This window comes from Enterobacter cloacae complex sp. ECL414 (assembly GCF_021869685.1).
Lineage (GTDB): Bacteria > Pseudomonadota > Gammaproteobacteria > Enterobacterales > Enterobacteriaceae > Enterobacter > Enterobacter kobei.
The window spans coordinates 345,893-364,196 of sequence record NZ_CP091481.1 but is presented as its reverse complement, the minus strand read 5'-3'; the positions used below and the strand labels follow the sequence as shown (position 1 = coordinate 364,196).

General features: G+C 53.2%; 11 protein-coding genes, 2 tRNA genes and 3 rRNA genes. 9 read left to right on the top strand and 7 right to left on the bottom strand.

Annotation, left to right across the window (positions count from 1 at the left end; translation table 11 throughout):
* Positions 1–47: 47 nt before the first annotated feature.
* Together L3068_RS01685 and L3068_RS01680 are read left to right on the top strand one after the other, a co-directional pair.
* Positions 48–623 carry a transcriptional regulator gene (locus L3068_RS01685; protein WP_023331831.1) on the top strand — a complete coding sequence of 192 codons (576 nt, stop codon included), beginning with the start codon at positions 48–50 and terminating at the stop codon, positions 621–623.
* 127 nt (positions 624–750) lie between these two features.
* Positions 751–826, top strand: a tRNA-Phe gene (locus L3068_RS01680).
* Between the two features lie 217 nt (positions 827–1,043).
* On the opposite strand, the gene rrf is transcribed toward L3068_RS01680, so the two are convergent.
* The 4 genes from rrf to L3068_RS01660 form a co-directional block, all read right to left on the bottom strand.
* Positions 1,044–1,159: ribosomal RNA gene (gene rrf, locus L3068_RS01675) — 5S ribosomal RNA — on the bottom strand.
* Between the two features lie 63 nt (positions 1,160–1,222).
* Positions 1,223–4,126 (bottom strand): 23S ribosomal RNA (locus L3068_RS01670).
* Between the two features lie 192 nt (positions 4,127–4,318).
* Positions 4,319–4,394: transfer RNA gene (locus L3068_RS01665), tRNA-Glu, on the bottom strand.
* An 85-nt stretch (positions 4,395–4,479) separates the two neighbouring features.
* A 16S ribosomal RNA gene (locus L3068_RS01660) occupies positions 4,480–6,019 on the bottom strand.
* The 16S, 23S and 5S rRNA genes sit together here with 1 tRNA gene alongside, the layout of an rRNA operon.
* Before the next feature lie 495 nt (positions 6,020–6,514).
* On the opposite strand from L3068_RS01660, the gene L3068_RS01655 reads away from it, so the two are divergent.
* A complete protein-coding gene (locus L3068_RS01655; RefSeq protein ID WP_117581805.1) occupies positions 6,515–7,468 on the top strand; it encodes a nickel/cobalt transporter in 954 nt (317 codons plus the stop codon).
* Positions 7,469–7,501: 33 nt separating this feature from the next.
* On the opposite strand, the gene proP is transcribed toward L3068_RS01655, so the two are convergent.
* Positions 7,502–9,004, bottom strand: a complete 1,503-nt coding sequence (gene proP, locus L3068_RS01650) for a glycine betaine/L-proline transporter ProP (RefSeq protein ID WP_014882193.1) — start codon at positions 9,002–9,004, stop codon at positions 7,502–7,504.
* Between the two features lie 650 nt (positions 9,005–9,654).
* On the opposite strand from proP, the gene kdgT reads away from it, so the two are divergent.
* Positions 9,655–10,647 (top strand): 2-keto-3-deoxygluconate transporter, encoded by a 993-nt coding sequence (gene kdgT / locus L3068_RS01645; RefSeq protein ID WP_014882192.1) that lies wholly within the window; start codon positions 9,655–9,657, stop codon positions 10,645–10,647.
* Positions 10,648–10,710: 63 nt separating this feature from the next.
* Here kdgT and L3068_RS01640 read toward each other — a convergent pair whose 3' ends face one another.
* Entirely contained in the window at positions 10,711–11,586 is an 876-nt protein-coding gene (locus L3068_RS01640; RefSeq protein ID WP_032637716.1) for a diguanylate cyclase regulator RdcB family protein, read from the bottom strand.
* Positions 11,583–13,937: a clamp-binding protein CrfC gene (gene crfC, locus L3068_RS01635; protein WP_117581807.1), complete on the bottom strand. Its 2,355-nt coding sequence runs from the start codon at positions 13,935–13,937 to the stop codon at positions 11,583–11,585. Before crfC ends, L3068_RS01640 begins: the two co-directional genes overlap by 4 nt.
* Before the next feature lie 596 nt (positions 13,938–14,533).
* On the opposite strand from crfC, the gene L3068_RS01630 reads away from it, so the two are divergent.
* The 5 genes from L3068_RS01630 (at position 14,534) to phnE (ending at position 18,292) form a co-directional block, all read left to right on the top strand.
* Positions 14,534–14,869 (top strand): zinc ribbon domain-containing protein YjdM, encoded by a 336-nt coding sequence (locus L3068_RS01630; RefSeq protein ID WP_008500067.1) that lies wholly within the window; start codon positions 14,534–14,536, stop codon positions 14,867–14,869.
* 123 nt (positions 14,870–14,992) lie between these two features.
* Positions 14,993–15,430 carry a VOC family metalloprotein YjdN gene (gene yjdN / locus L3068_RS01625; protein WP_014882189.1) on the top strand — a complete coding sequence of 146 codons (438 nt, stop codon included), beginning with the start codon at positions 14,993–14,995 and terminating at the stop codon, positions 15,428–15,430.
* A gap of 136 nt (positions 15,431–15,566) precedes the next feature.
* Positions 15,567–16,355: a phosphonate ABC transporter ATP-binding protein gene (phnC, locus tag L3068_RS01620; protein WP_117581809.1), complete on the top strand. Its 789-nt coding sequence runs from the start codon at positions 15,567–15,569 to the stop codon at positions 16,353–16,355.
* A 22-nt stretch (positions 16,356–16,377) separates the two neighbouring features.
* On the top strand, positions 16,378–17,394 hold the full coding sequence (gene phnD, locus L3068_RS01615; protein ID WP_045135406.1) for a phosphonate ABC transporter substrate-binding protein: 1,017 nt from the start codon (positions 16,378–16,380) through the stop codon (positions 17,392–17,394).
* Positions 17,395–17,512: 118 nt separating this feature from the next.
* Positions 17,513–18,292, top strand: a complete 780-nt coding sequence (gene phnE, locus L3068_RS01610; protein WP_236904773.1) for a phosphonate ABC transporter, permease protein PhnE — start codon at positions 17,513–17,515, stop codon at positions 18,290–18,292.
* Positions 18,293–18,304: the final 12 nt, after the last annotated feature.

Below are 18,304 nucleotides of genomic sequence, written 5' to 3'. Positions count from 1 at the left end.
AACACTTTAGACGGGACATACCGTTGGGAATAGCGGAGGAGATAACCGTGCAACGTGAAGACGTACTGGGACAAGCCCTGCAATTACTTGAGATTCAAGGGATCGCCAGCACCACGCTTGAGATGGTAGCCGACCGTATCGATTACCCTCTGGATGAGTTAACGCGCTTCTGGCCGGATAAAGAGGCCCTGCTTTATGATGCGCTGCGCTACCTTAGCCAGCAGGTGGATATCTGGCGCAGACAGCTGATGCTTAATGAAGAACTGACGGCTGAGCAAAAGCTGTTGGCTCGCTACACCGCCCTGACTGAATGTGTCAGCAACAATCGTTATCCGGGCTGCCTGTTTATTGCCGCCTGTACATTTTATCCCGATCCCGGGCATCCAATACATCAGCTGGCGGATCAGCAAAAGCGGGCGGCGCATGACTTCACTCACGAGCTACTGACAACGCTTGAAGTGGATGACCCGGCAATGGTCGCTAAGCAGATGGAGCTGATACTGGAGGGTTGTCTGAGCCGCATGCTGGTGAATCGTAGCCAGGCCGATGTGGATACGGCGCACCGCCTGGCGGAAGATATTCTTCGCTTTGCTCAGTGTCGTATGGGCGGGGCATTGACGTAAGCGAATCAGCGAAATTTGGTCTTTTCGGCGCGTAAACCGCCAGATTGCCGCAAAGTTAAGCAATTGAACAGCTTTCCCCGAAATAATGTTGACGATAAGGCGCGATTGCGGTTTAATGCGCTCCGTTGCCCGGATAGCTCAGTCGGTAGAGCAGGGGATTGAAAATCCCCGTGTCCTTGGTTCGATTCCGAGTCCGGGCACCACTATTTAAAGAACCCAGCCATAGGCTGGGTTTTTGCTTTTCTGCGTTTATAAATCCCTTCTTTTATATTCTTACTTCTCTTTCCGGTGAGATCGTGCAATCTGCTTTGCCGGATGGCGGCTTTGCCTTATCCGTCCTACGGGAAAATTTCAAGGAGAGGAATAAAACCCAAAGCAAAAAACCCCGCACCTTACGGTACGGGGTTCTTCTTGATTGATGCCTGGCAGTTCCCTACTCTCACATGGGGAGACCCCACACTACCATCGGCGCTACGGCGTTTCACTTCTGAGTTCGGCATGGGGTCAGGTGGGACCACCGCGCTAAAGCCGCCAGGCAAATTCTGTTATCTGTATCAGCTGAAAATCGTCTCTCACCGCCAAAACAGCTTCGGCGTTGTAAGGTTAAGCCTCACGGTTCATTAGTATCGGTTAGCTCAACACATCGCTGCGCTTACACACCCGACCTATCAACGTCGTCGTCTTCAACGTTCCTTCAGGAGACTTATAGTCTCAGGGAGAACTCATCTCGGGGCAAGTTTCGTGCTTAGATGCTTTCAGCACTTATCTCTTCCGCATTTAGCTACCGGGCAGTGCCATTGGCATGACAACCCGAACACCAGTGATGCGTCCACTCCGGTCCTCTCGTACTAGGAGCAGCCCCCCTCAATTCTCCAGCGCCCACGGCAGATAGGGACCGAACTGTCTCACGACGTTCTAAACCCAGCTCGCGTACCACTTTAAATGGCGAACAGCCATACCCTTGGGACCTACTTCAGCCCCAGGATGTGATGAGCCGACATCGAGGTGCCAAACACCGCCGTCGATATGAACTCTTGGGCGGTATCAGCCTGTTATCCCCGGAGTACCTTTTATCCGTTGAGCGATGGCCCTTCCATTCAGAACCACCGGATCACTATGACCTGCTTTCGCACCTGCTCGAGCCGTCACTCTCGCAGTCAAGCTAGCTTATGCCATTGCACTAACCTCCTGATGTCCGACCAGGATTAGCTAACCTTCGTGCTCCTCCGTTACTCTTTGGGAGGAGACCGCCCCAGTCAAACTACCCACCAGACACTGTCCGCAACCCGGATCACGGGTCTACGTTAGAACACCAGCCATTAAAGGGTGGTATTTCAAGGTTGGCTCCACGCAGACTGGCGTCCACGCTTCAAAGCCTCCCACCTATCCTACACATCAAGGACCAGTGTTCAGTGTCAAGCTATAGTAAAGGTTCACGGGGTCTTTCCGTCTTGCCGCGGGTACACTGCATCTTCACAGCGAGTTCAATTTCACTGAGTCTCGGGTGGAGACAGCCTGGCCATCATTACGCCATTCGTGCAGGTCGGAACTTACCCGACAAGGAATTTCGCTACCTTAGGACCGTTATAGTTACGGCCGCCGTTTACCGGGGCTTCGATCAAGAGCTTCGCGTTACCGCTAACCCCATCAATTAACCTTCCGGCACCGGGCAGGCGTCACACCGTATACGTCCACTTTCGTGTTTGCACAGTGCTGTGTTTTTAATAAACAGTTGCAGCCAGCTGGTATCTTCGACTGATTTCAGCTCCACCCGCAGGGGCTTCACCTACATATCAGCGTGCCTTCTCCCGAAGTTACGGCACCATTTTGCCTAGTTCCTTCACCCGAGTTCTCTCAAGCGCCTTGGTATTCTCTACCTGACCACCTGTGTCGGTTTGGGGTACGATTTGATGTTACCTGATGCTTAGAGGCTTTTCCTGGAAGCAGGGCATTTGTTACTTCAGCACCGTAGTGCCTCGTCATCACACCTCAGCGTTAAAAGGTACCGGATTTACCTGGAACCTCCGCCTACATGCTTAAACCGGGACAACCGTCGCCCGGCTAACATAGCCTTCTCCGTCCCCCCTTCGCAGTAACACCAAGTACAGGAATATTAACCTGTTTCCCATCGACTACGCCTTTCGGCCTCGCCTTAGGGGTCGACTCACCCTGCCCCGATTAACGTTGGACAGGAACCCTTGGTCTTCCGGCGAGCGGGCTTTTCACCCGCTTTATCGTTACTTATGTCAGCATTCGCACTTCTGATACCTCCAGCAACCCTCACAGGCCACCTTCAACGGCTTACAGAACGCTCCCCTACCCAACAACACATAGTGTCGCTGCCGCAGCTTCGGTGCATGGTTTAGCCCCGTTACATCTTCCGCGCAGGCCGACTCGACCAGTGAGCTATTACGCTTTCTTTAAATGATGGCTGCTTCTAAGCCAACATCCTGGCTGTCTGTGCCTTCCCACATCGTTTCCCACTTAACCATGACTTTGGGACCTTAGCTGGCGGTCTGGGTTGTTTCCCTCTTCACGACGGACGTTAGCACCCGCCGTGTGTCTCCCGTGATAACATTCTTCGGTATTCGTAGTTTGCATCGGGTTGGTAAGCCGGGATGGCCCCCTAGCCGAAACAGTGCTCTACCCCCGAAGATGAGTTCACGAGGCGCTACCTAAATAGCTTTCGGGGAGAACCAGCTATCTCCCGGTTTGATTGGCCTTTCACCCCCAGCCACAGGTCATCCGCTAATTTTTCAACATTAGTCGGTTCGGTCCTCCAGTTAGTGTTACCCAACCTTCAACCTGCCCATGGCTAGATCACCGGGTTTCGGGTCTATACCCTGCAACTTAACGCCCAGTTAAGACTCGGTTTCCCTTCGGCTCCCCTATACGGTTAACCTTGCTACAGAATATAAGTCGCTGACCCATTATACAAAAGGTACGCAGTCACCCCATAAAGAGGCTCCCACTGCTTGTACGTACACGGTTTCAGGTTCTTTTTCACTCCCCTCGCCGGGGTTCTTTTCGCCTTTCCCTCACGGTACTGGTTCACTATCGGTCAGTCAGGAGTATTTAGCCTTGGAGGATGGTCCCCCCATATTCAGACAGGATACCACGTGTCCCGCCCTACTCTTCGAGTTCACAACCTGTGCATTTTCGTGTACGGGACTATCACCCTGTACCGTCGGACTTTCCAGACCGTTCCACTAACACACAAGCTGATTCAGACTCCGGGCTGCTCCCCGTTCGCTCGCCGCTACTGGGGGAATCTCGGTTGATTTCTTTTCCTCGGGGTACTTAGATGTTTCAGTTCCCCCGGTTCGCCTCGTTAACCTATGTATTCAGTTAACGATAGTGTGACGAATCACACTGGGTTTCCCCATTCGGACATCGCCGGGTCAAAGGTTCATATCACCTCGCCGGCGCTTTTCGCAGATTAGCACGTCCTTCATCGCCTCTGACTGCCAGGGCATCCACCGTGTACGCTTAGTCGCTTAACCTCACAACCCGAAGATGTTTCTTTCGATTCACCATCGGTTTGCGAAAATTTGAGAGACTCGAACACACATAACATGTGTGTCGTTTCAATTTTCAGCTTGATCCAGATTTTTAAAGAGCAAATATCTCAAACATGACTCGCAAGTCAGTTTTGAGATATGACGGCAGGTGACTTTCACTCACGAACCAGCAAGTGGCGTCCCCTAGGGGATTCGAACCCCTGTTACCGCCGTGAAAGGGCGGTGTCCTGGGCCTCTAGACGAAGGGGACACTGAAGTCTCAATCGCAAGACGCCTTGCTATTTACTTTTCATCAGACAATCTGTGTGAGCACTACAAAGGCAGGTTCTTTAAGGTAAGGAGGTGATCCAACCGCAGGTTCCCCTACGGTTACCTTGTTACGACTTCACCCCAGTCATGAATCACAAAGTGGTAAGCGCCCTCCCGAAGGTTAAGCTACCTACTTCTTTTGCAACCCACTCCCATGGTGTGACGGGCGGTGTGTACAAGGCCCGGGAACGTATTCACCGTAGCATTCTGATCTACGATTACTAGCGATTCCGACTTCATGGAGTCGAGTTGCAGACTCCAATCCGGACTACGACGCACTTTATGAGGTCCGCTTGCTCTCGCGAGGTCGCTTCTCTTTGTATGCGCCATTGTAGCACGTGTGTAGCCCTACTCGTAAGGGCCATGATGACTTGACGTCATCCCCACCTTCCTCCAGTTTATCACTGGCAGTCTCCTTTGAGTTCCCGGCCGGACCGCTGGCAACAAAGGATAAGGGTTGCGCTCGTTGCGGGACTTAACCCAACATTTCACAACACGAGCTGACGACAGCCATGCAGCACCTGTCTCAGAGTTCCCGAAGGCACCAATCCATCTCTGGAAAGTTCTCTGGATGTCAAGAGTAGGTAAGGTTCTTCGCGTTGCATCGAATTAAACCACATGCTCCACCGCTTGTGCGGGCCCCCGTCAATTCATTTGAGTTTTAACCTTGCGGCCGTACTCCCCAGGCGGTCGACTTAACGCGTTAGCTCCGGAAGCCACGCCTCAAGGGCACAACCTCCAAGTCGACATCGTTTACGGCGTGGACTACCAGGGTATCTAATCCTGTTTGCTCCCCACGCTTTCGCACCTGAGCGTCAGTCTTTGTCCAGGGGGCCGCCTTCGCCACCGGTATTCCTCCAGATCTCTACGCATTTCACCGCTACACCTGGAATTCTACCCCCCTCTACAAGACTCTAGCCTGCCAGTTTCGAATGCAGTTCCCAGGTTGAGCCCGGGGATTTCACATCCGACTTGACAGACCGCCTGCGTGCGCTTTACGCCCAGTAATTCCGATTAACGCTTGCACCCTCCGTATTACCGCGGCTGCTGGCACGGAGTTAGCCGGTGCTTCTTCTGCGGGTAACGTCAATTGCTGCGGTTATTAACCACAACACCTTCCTCCCCGCTGAAAGTACTTTACAACCCGAAGGCCTTCTTCATACACGCGGCATGGCTGCATCAGGCTTGCGCCCATTGTGCAATATTCCCCACTGCTGCCTCCCGTAGGAGTCTGGACCGTGTCTCAGTTCCAGTGTGGCTGGTCATCCTCTCAGACCAGCTAGGGATCGTCGCCTAGGTGAGCCGTTACCCCACCTACTAGCTAATCCCATCTGGGCACATCTGATGGCAAGAGGCCCGAAGGTCCCCCTCTTTGGTCTTGCGACGTTATGCGGTATTAGCTACCGTTTCCAGTAGTTATCCCCCTCCATCAGGCAGTTTCCCAGACATTACTCACCCGTCCGCCACTCGTCACCCGAGAGCAAGCTCTCTGTGCTACCGTTCGACTTGCATGTGTTAGGCCTGCCGCCAGCGTTCAATCTGAGCCATGATCAAACTCTTCAATTTAAGTTTGATGCTCGTGAATTAAACTTCGTAATGAATTACGTATGTTCACTCAGAGACTTGGTATTCATTTTTCGTCCGAGGACGTTAAGAATCCATGTCACTTTGAGTGCCCACACAGATTGTCTGATAAATTGTTAAAGAGCAGTGCAACGCGGCTTTCGCTCACCGTTGCGAGGTGGCGTATATTACGCTTTCCTCTTTCAGAGTCAACCCGTTATTTCAGGATTTTTTCTCTTCAACCGACCGGGTTATCTGTGAAGTGATTCACATCTGCCGTGTCGATGGAGGCGCATTATAGGGAGTTCTCCGCAGGCCGCAACCGCTAAATGACAGAAAAATGACTGACTGCTGCATTCCACAGCAAAACCCCGCCTTATACCCTTTTACACACAGACTTATCCACAACATCATCAGGATCCCGATGCGATCCTGCGAACTGAAAAGGAAGATCAACTATACTAGCGGCAAATATTCTTCCTGGCAGAGCACTCCCTCATGAACACACAACGCCTCGCCCGCGACTGGCGTCTCCCTACCGCAGGGGTGATGCTGCTGGCTATTCTGTTTGCCAGTTTTACCCTGCATACGCACTGGAGCGCCTTTATCCAGTGGTGTCTTGCCACTCAAATTACCCTGCACCGTTATCTGGTGATGTATCTGCTGCAGTTGAATAACCACCAGTACAGCGGCGGACTATGGCTCTTAACAGGCGCCTTCCTTTATGGCGTGCTGCACGCCATCGGGCCGGGGCACGGGAAATTCATTGTGACGACCTATCTGACCACTAATAAGGAAAGCGAGCGGGCTGCCCGGGTCGTTCCTTTCCTTGGCAGCCTGATGCAGGGCGTGAGCGCCATTCTGTTTGTCTTTATTCTGGCGGTGGGGTTTAACCTCGCCTCAGGGGATATTAGTACCAGCCGTTGGTATGTAGAGAAGATAAGCGCAGTGCTGATTGGTGTATTCGGCGCGTTCGTCATTTATCAGGCATTAAAGAGCCTGCGTCCGCGCAGAATGACGATCTCAGCCATCAGTCCCCTCCATCAGCACAATGAACACTGTGGCTGCGGCCATCACGGCGTGGGTGCCGACCTGACGCAGGGAGACTGGAAAACTCGCCTGGGGGTGATTCTGGCGATTGGCGCACGCCCGTGCAGTGGGGCAATCATGATTCTGATGTTTTCAAATGCGCTGGGCATTGTCACCTGGGGGATGGCTGCCGTCATGACAATGTCCCTGGGAACGGCACTCTCGATTATGGGGCTCTCGCTGGCGGTACGTTATGCCCGTGAACGCACGGTGGCCTGCTTCGGGGGAAATAGCACGTTAAGATGGCTGGTGCCAGCCGTCAAAATAGCCGGCGGGATAGTTCTGATCCTGTTCGCGACCATTCTCTTCCTGACGGTCATCCCCATCAGCGCCAATGGCGACTACATCGCTGCCGGATGCTAATAAAAGAAAACCCGCCGTTGGCGGGTTTCTTTATTACTCGTTGATGCGTGGATGCTGATCCACCAGTCGGGAGCGTTTTTTCTGCAGTTCTTCAATCTCTGCGTCAATGTCTTCAATCTTCTGCTCTACATTATCGTAGTGCTCACGCAGGATCTCTTTCGCTTCCTGAATATCCGATGCCGCAGGCGTCGCCCCTTTCAGTGGACGGTTCGCCGTCTCCTTCATCGTAATACCGGTAATCAAGCCAATCACCGCGATCACCATCAGGTAATAAGCAGGCATCATCAGATTCTGCGTGCTTTCCACCAGCGAGGCGGCAAGCGTCGGGGTCAGACCGGCAATCAGCACCGAGATGTTAAAGGCTGCCGCCAGCGCACTGTAACGAATATGCGTCGGGAACATCGCAGGCAACGTTGAGGCCATCACCCCGATGAAGCAGTTCAGGATCACCGCCAGCATCAGCAGACCCGCAAAAATCAACCCCAGCACGTTACTGTTGATCAGAATAAAGGCCGGGATTGCCAGGGCAAACAGCGCCACGCTTCCCAGAATAATGAATGGTCGACGGCCAAAGCGGTCACTCAGCAGACCCATAATCGGCTGCACGAACAGCATACCCACCATGATGGCAATAATAATCAGCACACCGTGATCTTCCGAGTAATGCAGGTTATGCGACAGATAACTCGGCATGTAGGTCAGCAGCATGTAGTAGGTCACGTTGGTCGAAATCACCAGACCAATACAGGTCAGCAGGCTGCGCCAGTGCTTAGTGGCAATCTCTTTGAACGACACCTTCGGACCATCCTGCAGCCCTTCGCGGTCACCCTGCTCCAGTTTCTCAACGTGCTGCTGGAACGCCGGTGTCTCTTCCAGCGCATGACGCAGATACAGACCGATGATCCCCAGCGGCAACGCGAGGAAGAATGGGATACGCCAGCCCCAGTCGAGGAAGTTCTCTTCACCGACGACGGTTGAAATCAGCACCACGACACCCGCACCCATCACGAACCCGGCAATCGAGCCGAAGTCCAGCCAGCTCCCCATAAAACCGCGCTTACGGTCCGGGGAATACTCCGCGACGAAGATCGAGGCACCGGTATATTCCCCACCGACGGAGAAACCCTGCGCCATCTTACAGAGCAGCAGCAGAATCGGTGCCCAGATGCCGATCGTGGCATAGGACGGAATCAGGCCGATACAGAAGGTACTTATCGACATGATGACAATGGTGATGGCAAGGATCTTCTGGCGACCGTATTTATCACCGAGCATACCGAAGAACAGACCACCCAGCGGGCGAATAAGGAAAGGAACGGAGAACGTCCCCAGTGCGGCAATCATCTGCAGGCTGGGATCAGCCCCTGGGAAAAACACTTTACCTAACGCGTAGGCCACAAAGCCATAGACACCAAAATCGAACCATTCCATCGCATTACCGAGCGAGGCTGCGGTGATGGCCTTACGCAATTTTGCGTCGTCAATAATAGTGACGTCGCGAAGCGTGATGGGTTTAATCTTTTTCCTTCTCAGCATAGCTATCCTCGTTGACTCGGCCCTGTCTGTTTCACAATCCAGTGTGGGTGCTGTGAACCTTGGGATCCGCTCCATGCGAATCGCCTTATTCAAGCGTAGCAGGTTTACTTACATTGACGTTTATCGTCGATACAACCGAACCTGTTGACGCCTGCCAGGGCAGTTAATGACCTTTTTACCCTACCAGCGTTTATATTTGTGATCAACTTCACACATATATTTATGCTGCGTAAAGTGAAGACAGTCTTTGTCAATTTCCGCAAATAAGCACTTTCTCAACCCATCCCAGAGAAACATTTTCATGTTGTCCCATTTTCTTTTTATCACGCCATAAAAAGCCGCTTTTTTACAAGAGATTTACATAAACCCCATCCAGCCAGAACGCGGCGTAAAGTTTACAATCAATATGTGACGCAGATAACTAAAACACTGTTTTATTTTCATTGAATCATTATTCCAGTGATCGCATGATAATTCCCTAAACATAGCGATGAGTGTTTTCTGACATGAGAAAACCAGAGCGCTTACTGAATTTTGTTGCGGGGTTATCCAATACAAGCCATCAAGAAAACCCTTCATCATTTTGAATTTATTGATTTTTTATTCGCGCCCACCGCTCGCTACGAGGGGTAACATTGTGAGGGTTGTATATGAAGATTAAAGCCACGATAGAACGTATTCCTGGTGGGATGATGCTGGTTCCCCTGGTACTCGGTGCTATTCTGAATACCTTAGCGCCTGAAACCGGGGCTTATTTTGGCGGTTTCACAAAAGGGATGATTACAGGCACCGTCCCCATCCTGGCAGTCTGGTTCTTTTGTATCGGTGCATCCATTAATTTACGTGCAACAGGCACCGTATTACGTAAATCCGGCACGCTGGTTATAACCAAAATAGCGGTGGCTTGGGTTGTCGCCATGATATGCGCGATGTTCATTCCGGAGAATGGAATTCAGACCGGTTTCTTCGCGGGTTTATCGGTCCTGGCAATTGTCTCGGCGATGGATATGACTAACGGCGGGTTGTATGCCAGCCTGATGAACCAGTACGGAACGAAAGAAGAATCCGGGGCATTTGTCCTGATGTCTCTGGAGTCCGGCCCGCTCATGACGATGCTGATCCTGGGTTCTGCTGGCCTGGCCTCTTTTGAGCCTCACCACTTTGTTGGCGCGATCCTGCCCTTCCTGATCGGTTTCGCCCTCGGGAATCTGGATCACGATCTGCGCGATTTCTTCAGCAAAGCCACACCCGTACTCATCCCGTTCTTTGGTTTTGCGCTGGGCAACACCATCAACCTGAACGTGATCCTTGATACGGGTCTGCTGGGTATTGTGCTGGGGGTTGCGGTCATCATCATCACCGGTATTCCGTTGATTATTGCCGACCGCGTGATTGGCGGCGGAAACGGCACGGCGGGTGTCGCCGCCTCTTCAGCCGCAGGTGCTGCGGTCGCAAACCCGGTGATTATTGCTCAGATTAACCCGGCCTTCGAACCGGTAGCCGCTTCTGCAACGGCACTGGTGGCTGCCAGCGTGATTGTTACCGCGATTCTGGTGCCGATCATCACGGCACTGTACGCGAAACGCTACGGAAACGTGCAAGAGAAAGATGTAGAAAGGAAGGCAGCAGAGCTTCAACATTAACAAACCGCACCAAACCATCCCCTCTCCCCTCTGGGGAGAGGGCCAGAGTGAGGGGTGAGGGGTTCAACCAAAAATCTCCTCCACCATCGCCTCCACCAGACGTTTTGCCGAACACAGCCTCGGCATCCCCAGCGCAACGGTCTGCCAGTTTTGCGTAACTGACCAGCTCACCGGGTGTTTATCCGCCTGACACCAGTCACCCAGCCAGCCCAGCATGTCTTTATGATCGATTAAACCCGCCGAAGCGGGGGTGGTCAGCCACTGATGATAGAAATGGCGCGTCGCAGGAGACGCATTGATACCCTGAGCAAGATAATTGGCGGCCATACTGCGTAAATTATCCTTGAGCATGGCCGAAACATCGTCCTTCGCCAGACGGCAAGCATCGCCGAAGGCCCCCCAGCGCAACTCTTCCAGGACAATGAAACAACGCCCGGCCAGTGACCAGCCATCATAATGACCGGCTCGCCAGCGAGTGAAAATTTGCTCGCTGTGCTCACCCGCCTGGACGGTCAGTCCACGCTGAGTTAGCGCCTTTTCTTTATAAACGGCACGTTGGGTAAAATGCGATGAGAGCTCAGCGTACTGTTCAAGCAGGCCCGGAGAGGGCTGAGCCCTTAAGTGAGCCTGCTGACGAAGTGTATTCAATTTATCCGCCATCAGCGTAAGCGCAAGATGGCCAGGGTCAAGCATCCCGGCGAGTTTTTCAGCCAGACCGAGGCGCAGGGCAGCATTCTCATTCAGCATTCCGGCCATCGCCCAGGGTCGTAACCGGGTGTGCGTCATGATCTCCTGAGTCAAGCGCTCACGAAACTGCAACTGCTGCGGCCCCAGATGAGGATGACGCGCAACGTCCACGCCCTGCACAAGATCGACCATAAATTTAGGATGAATACACTCCAGCGTCCGCCCGGGACCGTCCAGTAGCTGTGTTGTCATGGTTGCTCTGCCGCGAATAGAGTTTGAATATCATCGCGTAACAGTCGGGTATCTTCCTGTATCCACGTCGCAGTAGTGATACTTTGCTTCAACAGCTGGCTGAGCGCTCGGGTCGAATGCTCATTTTGTTGACGCACTGCGAGGCTATCACGCAAGCTTTCCTGTAACCCGGTCAGGTATAACGAAAATTCTGCAAAGAACGTCGCCATTCCTGCCGTAACAGAGACATCGACCTGGGCGGACAAAGCTTTACGTATATGTTCACAAAACTGATCAATATGTTGCTTAAATTTGTCATGTAGCTGCGCAATGTCGATAACATAGCGCGTGCGGGTCGCCACATATTCATCCCAGCCCCAGCCCGGATTATTCAGCCAGCGAGAGACGGTCTCACGCATGCTGCCCGCGCCCGATGGCTGTCCTGCAGGGCGGTTGTCCTGCGCGATGGCATCGTTAAACAGCGCCTGCGTATTGACGTTAAGCTGGTTAGCCTGAAAAGCCGGGAAGCTAATCCGCGCCCGAAAGCCGGCATGGCTCAGATGCTCTTTAATACGCGTTTCGATGGGACGCATGGCGTCATTCAGGGAACGCGCCAGCGTAGACTCCAGCTGATCGAAGCGTAACGCCAGCTCCCGGCAGATCTTTGTCTGCGCATCCAGCATGATAAGCTCGCAGGAGGAGCGGATTTTACTCAGGGCAATCTGTGCCTGCCCCTCGTCATCCAGTACCAGCTGCTGTAGTTCTTGCGGTTCGTCACCGCGAGGATTCAACCGATCGTTACCGGCTAAATCAAGGATATTGCGAGCGCTGAACACGTGACCAATCGCCTGGTGAAGCGCTGTTTTTTGGGCCCCCATAAAGTCCGCAGTGGCATTCAGCGCCTGCTCAACTTCATGTTTCACCTCATCGCTCACCACCCGCTGGCGCGTCTGCATCATCGCCATGTCCTCTTCAAGACGCGTAATATTCAGTTCCAGCGCGTCAAAGGCGACCGTCAGCCCCTGATAGCGGAAGTCGAGATATTCCCGGGCATTTTGTGCGTAGTTGAGCAGCTTATGGGACGCCGAGCGCAACGCAAATAACGAGGCATTAGCATAGGCGGCGTAAATCAGTTTGCGTATCGGTTGTTCAAACAGCGAATCTTCCCAGAGCAAATCGGCGGCGTGACGGATATGGCCAATATCATCCAGGTCCGCCGTACGCCAGCGGCGACCGAGGGCGGCTTCGGCAAAATCCTGCACCCAGGGTTGCTCCTGATGATCCGGCAGTTGTCCGTGGGTATTCATCTCGTAGCGAGCGCGGTTCGCCAGATACGCCCACATGGAGGAGACAGGGTAGATCTGGCCAGGCGAAATATTGCCTTTCATTAAGGTACCGGAGATCATCGCCCGGACCTGCTCTTCATCATCGCTATTGCGATCTTTCTGGTCGAATTTATTCACCAGGGCATACAGAGGCACGGATTTCCCCGCCACCGAAATAGCCTGACGGACCTCTTCATCAGATATAGATTTAAGCTGGGTATAATCCATTACCGCCAGCACCGCCGATGCGCGGGCTAACTGCTCACTCAGCATTTTTTGCAGATGCGGCTGTCCGGCCTCATTAGGCCCAGGGGTATCGAGCAGCGTCAGTTGCCCGAGGTGGGCATCCAGACCCGCAAGATGCACGAACTCCACTTCAATGACCGGAATGTGTTCAATGGCCGCGTATTCTGAAAACGGAAACGCCACGCCCAGCGCCTGAGAGAGTCTGACCAGGTCATTGAGGCTTTTCAGGCAATGAAATATTGGCTGCGCTCCAAGATGATGCTTTTCAAAGGCTTCACCTTTTTCAATGCGTTCCAGCAGCGTATTCATGTCTTTATCAATTTCCAGATGCTGAGCCAGCTTCCCGCGATCGTAATCGCAGAGTTGTTTCTGCAGCAGCTGGATCAAATCATCAATAGGCGAGACATGTGAGAAATGGAGTACCGGCTCTTTCTGGCCTGGCGTATGACGAATCAGGGTAGGAAGCGCCGTCATTGGGCGGTTGCGATTAGGCAACAATTCGGTCCCCACAATGGCATTAATGGTGGTCGATTTCCCCGCTTTCATGGTACCAACGATAGCCAGAACCATTTCCAGACGTGTTATTTTGCGTAATTCATTATTTAGCATTGCCTGCTGCGCTTCGACACCCCGCGCACTAAAATGCAAAGGCAGAACGTTGTTCTTTTCACCCGTAATAGCGGCCGTCGTGTTCTCCAGCATCGCTGTCGGCATTGACTTCAAGGTATCAAGATTTTGCAGGGCAAGCTGTAACAAACGCTCAGCTTCCTGGCTTAATTCAAAAATGGTCTGTGTGTGCATGATAAAAGCCTTTCCTTAACGCAAATTTATTACTTTTATTAAGCCACTGGTATTAATTATGATGTTCAGGCTTATATGATCACGTGTGGAAAACATGTTCACCGGAATATAACTGATTGAAGATAATCAGAAATAAATGGCTATCCTTGCATGGCGTGTAAAGCTCTCCTCAAGGCCTGACAGCCAAAAGATAAAAAGCGTAGCCCTTTTTAAGAAACTTCAGGATATATCATCATTATTTACCCACCTAAAAAGAACGGGTTATGCCACAACCATACGAAATGCATGGCAGCAAAGACCAAAGATAAATAACAATGTGTTGCTTCACCTTATCCGAAATGAAGGTGCGTAGCAATTTGCCGCAATAAAATATTCGATATATTTAGCGACTTCTCTTTCCACCGTGTTAATGACGTTAGCATCGCTTAACTGACTGACAGGAAGTGTCACTCCCGACACATTTTTTGCTTTTTTTTAAATTCAGAATATCACCGACAAACGTGTGGATTTGCGCTATACTTGCCGCCTTTTTCGGCACACTGCCGTCATTTAGCTGGCATTTTCCAGCGTGTTAACACTTTTTTGAGGATACCGATATGTCTCTCCCACACTGCCCGAAATGCAATTCTGAATACACCTATGAAGATAATGGCATGTTCATCTGCCCGGAATGTGCGCATGAATGGAATGATGCCGAACCGGCACAGGATGCAGATGCCCTGATCGTAAAAGATGCGAACGGTAACCTGCTGGCGGATGGCGACAGCGTCACCGTGGTTAAAGATCTTAAAGTCAAAGGCAGCTCTTCCATGCTGAAGATCGGTACCAAAGTGAAGAACATCCGTCTGGTTGAAGGCGATCATAATATCGACTGCAAAATTGACGGCTTCGGTCCGATGAAACTGAAATCTGAGTTCGTGAAAAAGAACTGATTTTTCTCCTGTAGGCCCGATAACCGAAGCGCCGCCGGGCGCTTTTTCCGGATGCGCTACGCTTATCTGGCCTACAAAAAAAGAACTACACTTAATGGGCTTTTCTTACGTGAGGTAAAGATTATGCCGTTAAGTCCCTACATCTCCTTCGCCGGCAACTGTGCAGAGGCAACCGCCTTTTATCAGCAGGCCGTCGGCGCTGAACTCCTCTATAAAATCACTTTCGGTGAAATGCCCAAAAGCGACAGCAGTGAAGAAGGCTGTCCGTCCGGCATGCAGTTTCCTGATTCCGCTATCGCCCACTCTAACGTCCGCATTGCGGGCAGCGACATCATGATGAGCGACGGGCAGCCGCCGGGCAGCAACGCGCAGTATGCCGGGTTCACGCTGGTGCTCGACACGCAGGATGTGTCAGAAGGCAAGCGCTGGTTCGACAACCTCGCCGCTGGCGGCAATATCGACATGGCGTGGCAGGAGACCTTCTGGGCGCACGGTTTCGGTAAAGTCACCGATAAATACGGCGTACCGTGGATGATTAACGTCGTTAAGCAGCAGCACTAATTTTCTGGCGGTGGGCGGTCCGCCTCCGCCTGTCATCAAACTCCCCTCAACTCTTCAAATTCCCGCAACCCAGACTTAACCCAAATGTCACATTGATGCGCCAGCATGAGGCCACATTTATCGTGAGGCCCCGCACATGCAAACTGTCATCCGCGTCGAGAAACTGAGCAAGACCTTCAATCACAACAAGGCGCTGCATGCCGTTGATCTGACCGTCCAGCAGGGCGACATGGTGGCGCTTCTCGGCCCTTCTGGCTCCGGTAAATCCACCCTTCTGCGCCATTTAAGCGGTCTTATCACCTGCGATAAAACCCCGGAAAGTCACGTCGAATTGCTGGGCAACACGGTGCAGCGCGCCGGGCGTCTGGCAAGTGATATCCGCAAGAGCCGTGCCCAGACGGGCTACATCTTCCAGCAGTTCAACCTGGTCAATCGCCTGACGGTACTGGAGAACGTGCTGATTGGCGCACTCGGCAGCACACCGTTCTGGCGCACCTGCATGCGCTGGTTCTCACCTTCCCAGAAGCAGGAAGCTCTTCAGGCGTTGACTCGCGTCGGTATGGCACACCTGGCCCACCAGCGTGTCTCCACCCTGTCCGGTGGACAACAGCAGCGCGTCGCCATCGCCCGCGCCCTGATGCAGAAAGCAAAAATCATTCTGGCCGATGAACCTATCGCCTCGCTGGACCCGGAATCCGCCCGCATCGTGATGGAAACCCTGCGCGACATTAACCAGAACGACGGCATTACCGTGGTGGTAACGCTGCATCAGGTGGATTACGCCCTGCGCTACTGCGAGCGCATTGTCGCCCTGCGTCAGGGCCATGTGTTCTTTGACGGCGCAAGACACCAGTTTGATAACGAACGTTTTGATCATCTCTACCGCAGCGTAAACCGCGTCGAAGAGCGCGCGCAGGCTGCATAACTCCCCATAACGAGGAATGGAAATGAACTACAAAGCCGTTGCCGCGCTGGCCTTTACCAGCATGTTCAGCATCAGCACCCTGTTAAGCCCGGCGTATGCACAAGAGCAGGAAAAAGCGCTGAACTTCGGCATTATTTCGACGGAATCACAGCAGAACCTGAAGCCTCAGTGGGAACCGTTCCTGAAAGATATGGAAACCAAACTGGGGATCAAAGTGAATGCCTTCTTCGCCCCGGACTACGCGGGCATTATCCAGGGAATGCGCTTTAATAAAGTCGACATCGCCTGGTATGGCAACCTCTCCGCAATGGAAGCGGTAGACCGCGCCAACGGCCAGGTCTTTGCCCAGACCGTTGCGGCAGATGGCTCCCCGGGCTACTGGAGCGTGCTGATCGTGAACAAAGACAGCCCGATCAACAACCTCAACGACATGCTCGCCAAACGCAAAGAGCTGACCTTTGGTAACGGCGACCCGAACTCCACCTCCGGCTTCCTCGTCCCTGGCTACTATGTCTTCGCGAAAAACAACGCCTCCGCCAGCGACTTCAAACGCACCGTCAACGCCAGCCATGAAACCAACGCCCTGGCCGTGGCGAACAAGCAGGTGGATGTTGCCACCAACAACACCGAAAACCTCGACAAGCTGAAAACCTCCGCGCCGGACAAGCTGAAAGAACTGAAGGTGATCTGGAAATCGCCGCTGATCCCGGGCGACCCGATCGTCTGGCGTAAAAACCTCTCCGAAAGCACCAAGGACAAGGTGTACGACTTCTTTATGAACTACGGCAAAACGCCGGAAGAGAAAGCGGTTCTTGAGAAACTGGGCTGGGCACCGTTCCGCGCCTCCAGCGACCTTCAGCTGGTCCCGATTCGCCAGCTGGCGCTGTTTAAACAGATGCAGGCCGTGAAGGACAACAAAGGGCTCAAGGAAGAAGAGAAGACCAGCAAAGTCTCTGACATTCAGGCCCAGCTGGAAGACCTTGACCGCCTGACCGCGGCACTCGGCGCCATGACCAGCGTAAATAAAGCGGTGCAGTAGTTTCTTTTCCCCCTCTCCCCGTGGGAGAGGGTCGGGGTGAGGGCATCAGCGCGCACATTTCCCCCTCACCCTAACCCTCTCCCTCAAGGGAGAGGGAATTAAAACCCAAGGAGCCAACATGCAAACCATCACCCTCCCGCCGCCAAAGCGCAGCTGGTTCTCGCTCATAAGCTGGGCCATCCTGCTGGCGGTGCTGGTTATCTCCTGGAAGGGCGCAGAAATGGATCCCCTGCTGCTCTTCAAAGATTCCGGCAACATGGCAACCTTTGCCGCCGACTTCTTCCCGCCGGACTTCAGCCAGTGGCAGGACTATCTCAGCGAAATGGCCATTACCCTGCAAATTGCCGTCTGGGGCACCGCCCTTGCCGTCATTCTCTCCATTCCGTTTGGCCTGATGAGCGCGGAAAACATCGTGCCGTGGTGGGTATACCAGCCGATGCGTCGCCTGATGGATGCCTGCCGCGCGATTAACGAAATGGTCTTTGCGATGCTGTTCGTGGTAGCCGTGGGTCTGGGTCCGTTCGCGGGCGTCATGGCGCTGTTCATCCACACCACCGGGGTGCTCTCTAAGCTGCTCTCGGAAGCGGTCGAAGCCATTGAGCCCAGCCCGGTGGAAGGCATCCGCGCCACCGGCGCCAACAAAATCGAAGAGATCCTCTACGGCGTCCTGCCGCAGGTGATGCCGCTGCTGATCTCCTACTCGCTGTACCGCTTTGAGTCCAACGTTCGCTCCGCCACGGTCGTCGGCATGGTCGGTGCAGGCGGAATCGGCGTCACCCTGTGGGAAGCGATTCGCGGTTTCCAGTTCCAGCAAACCTGCGCCCTGATGGTGCTCATCATCATCACCGTCAGCCTGCTGGATTTCCTCTCTCAACGTTTGCGTAAGCACTTCATCTGAGAAGCGAGGCTT

Excerpts from the sequence above, each read along its gene's own strand:
- phnD (WP_045135406.1), top strand. The coding sequence starts at position 16,378 with ATGAACTACAAAGCCGTTGCCGCGCTGGCCTTTACCAGCATGTTCAGC.
- L3068_RS01630 (WP_008500067.1), top strand. The coding sequence starts at position 14,534 with ATGTCTCTCCCACACTGCCCGAAATGCAATTCTGAATACACCTATGAA.
- crfC (WP_117581807.1), bottom strand. The coding sequence starts at position 13,937 with ATGCACACACAGACCATTTTTGAATTAAGCCAGGAAGCTGAGCGTTTG.
- proP (WP_014882193.1), bottom strand. The coding sequence starts at position 9,004 with ATGCTGAGAAGGAAAAAGATTAAACCCATCACGCTTCGCGACGTCACT.
- kdgT (WP_014882192.1), top strand. The coding sequence starts at position 9,655 with ATGAAGATTAAAGCCACGATAGAACGTATTCCTGGTGGGATGATGCTG.
- L3068_RS01655 (WP_117581805.1), top strand. The coding sequence starts at position 6,515 with ATGAACACACAACGCCTCGCCCGCGACTGGCGTCTCCCTACCGCAGGG.
- yjdN (WP_014882189.1), top strand. The coding sequence starts at position 14,993 with ATGCCGTTAAGTCCCTACATCTCCTTCGCCGGCAACTGTGCAGAGGCA.
- L3068_RS01640 (WP_032637716.1), bottom strand. The coding sequence starts at position 11,586 with ATGACAACACAGCTACTGGACGGTCCCGGGCGGACGCTGGAGTGTATT.
- phnC (WP_117581809.1), top strand. The coding sequence starts at position 15,567 with ATGCAAACTGTCATCCGCGTCGAGAAACTGAGCAAGACCTTCAATCAC.
- phnE (WP_236904773.1), top strand. The coding sequence starts at position 17,513 with ATGCAAACCATCACCCTCCCGCCGCCAAAGCGCAGCTGGTTCTCGCTC.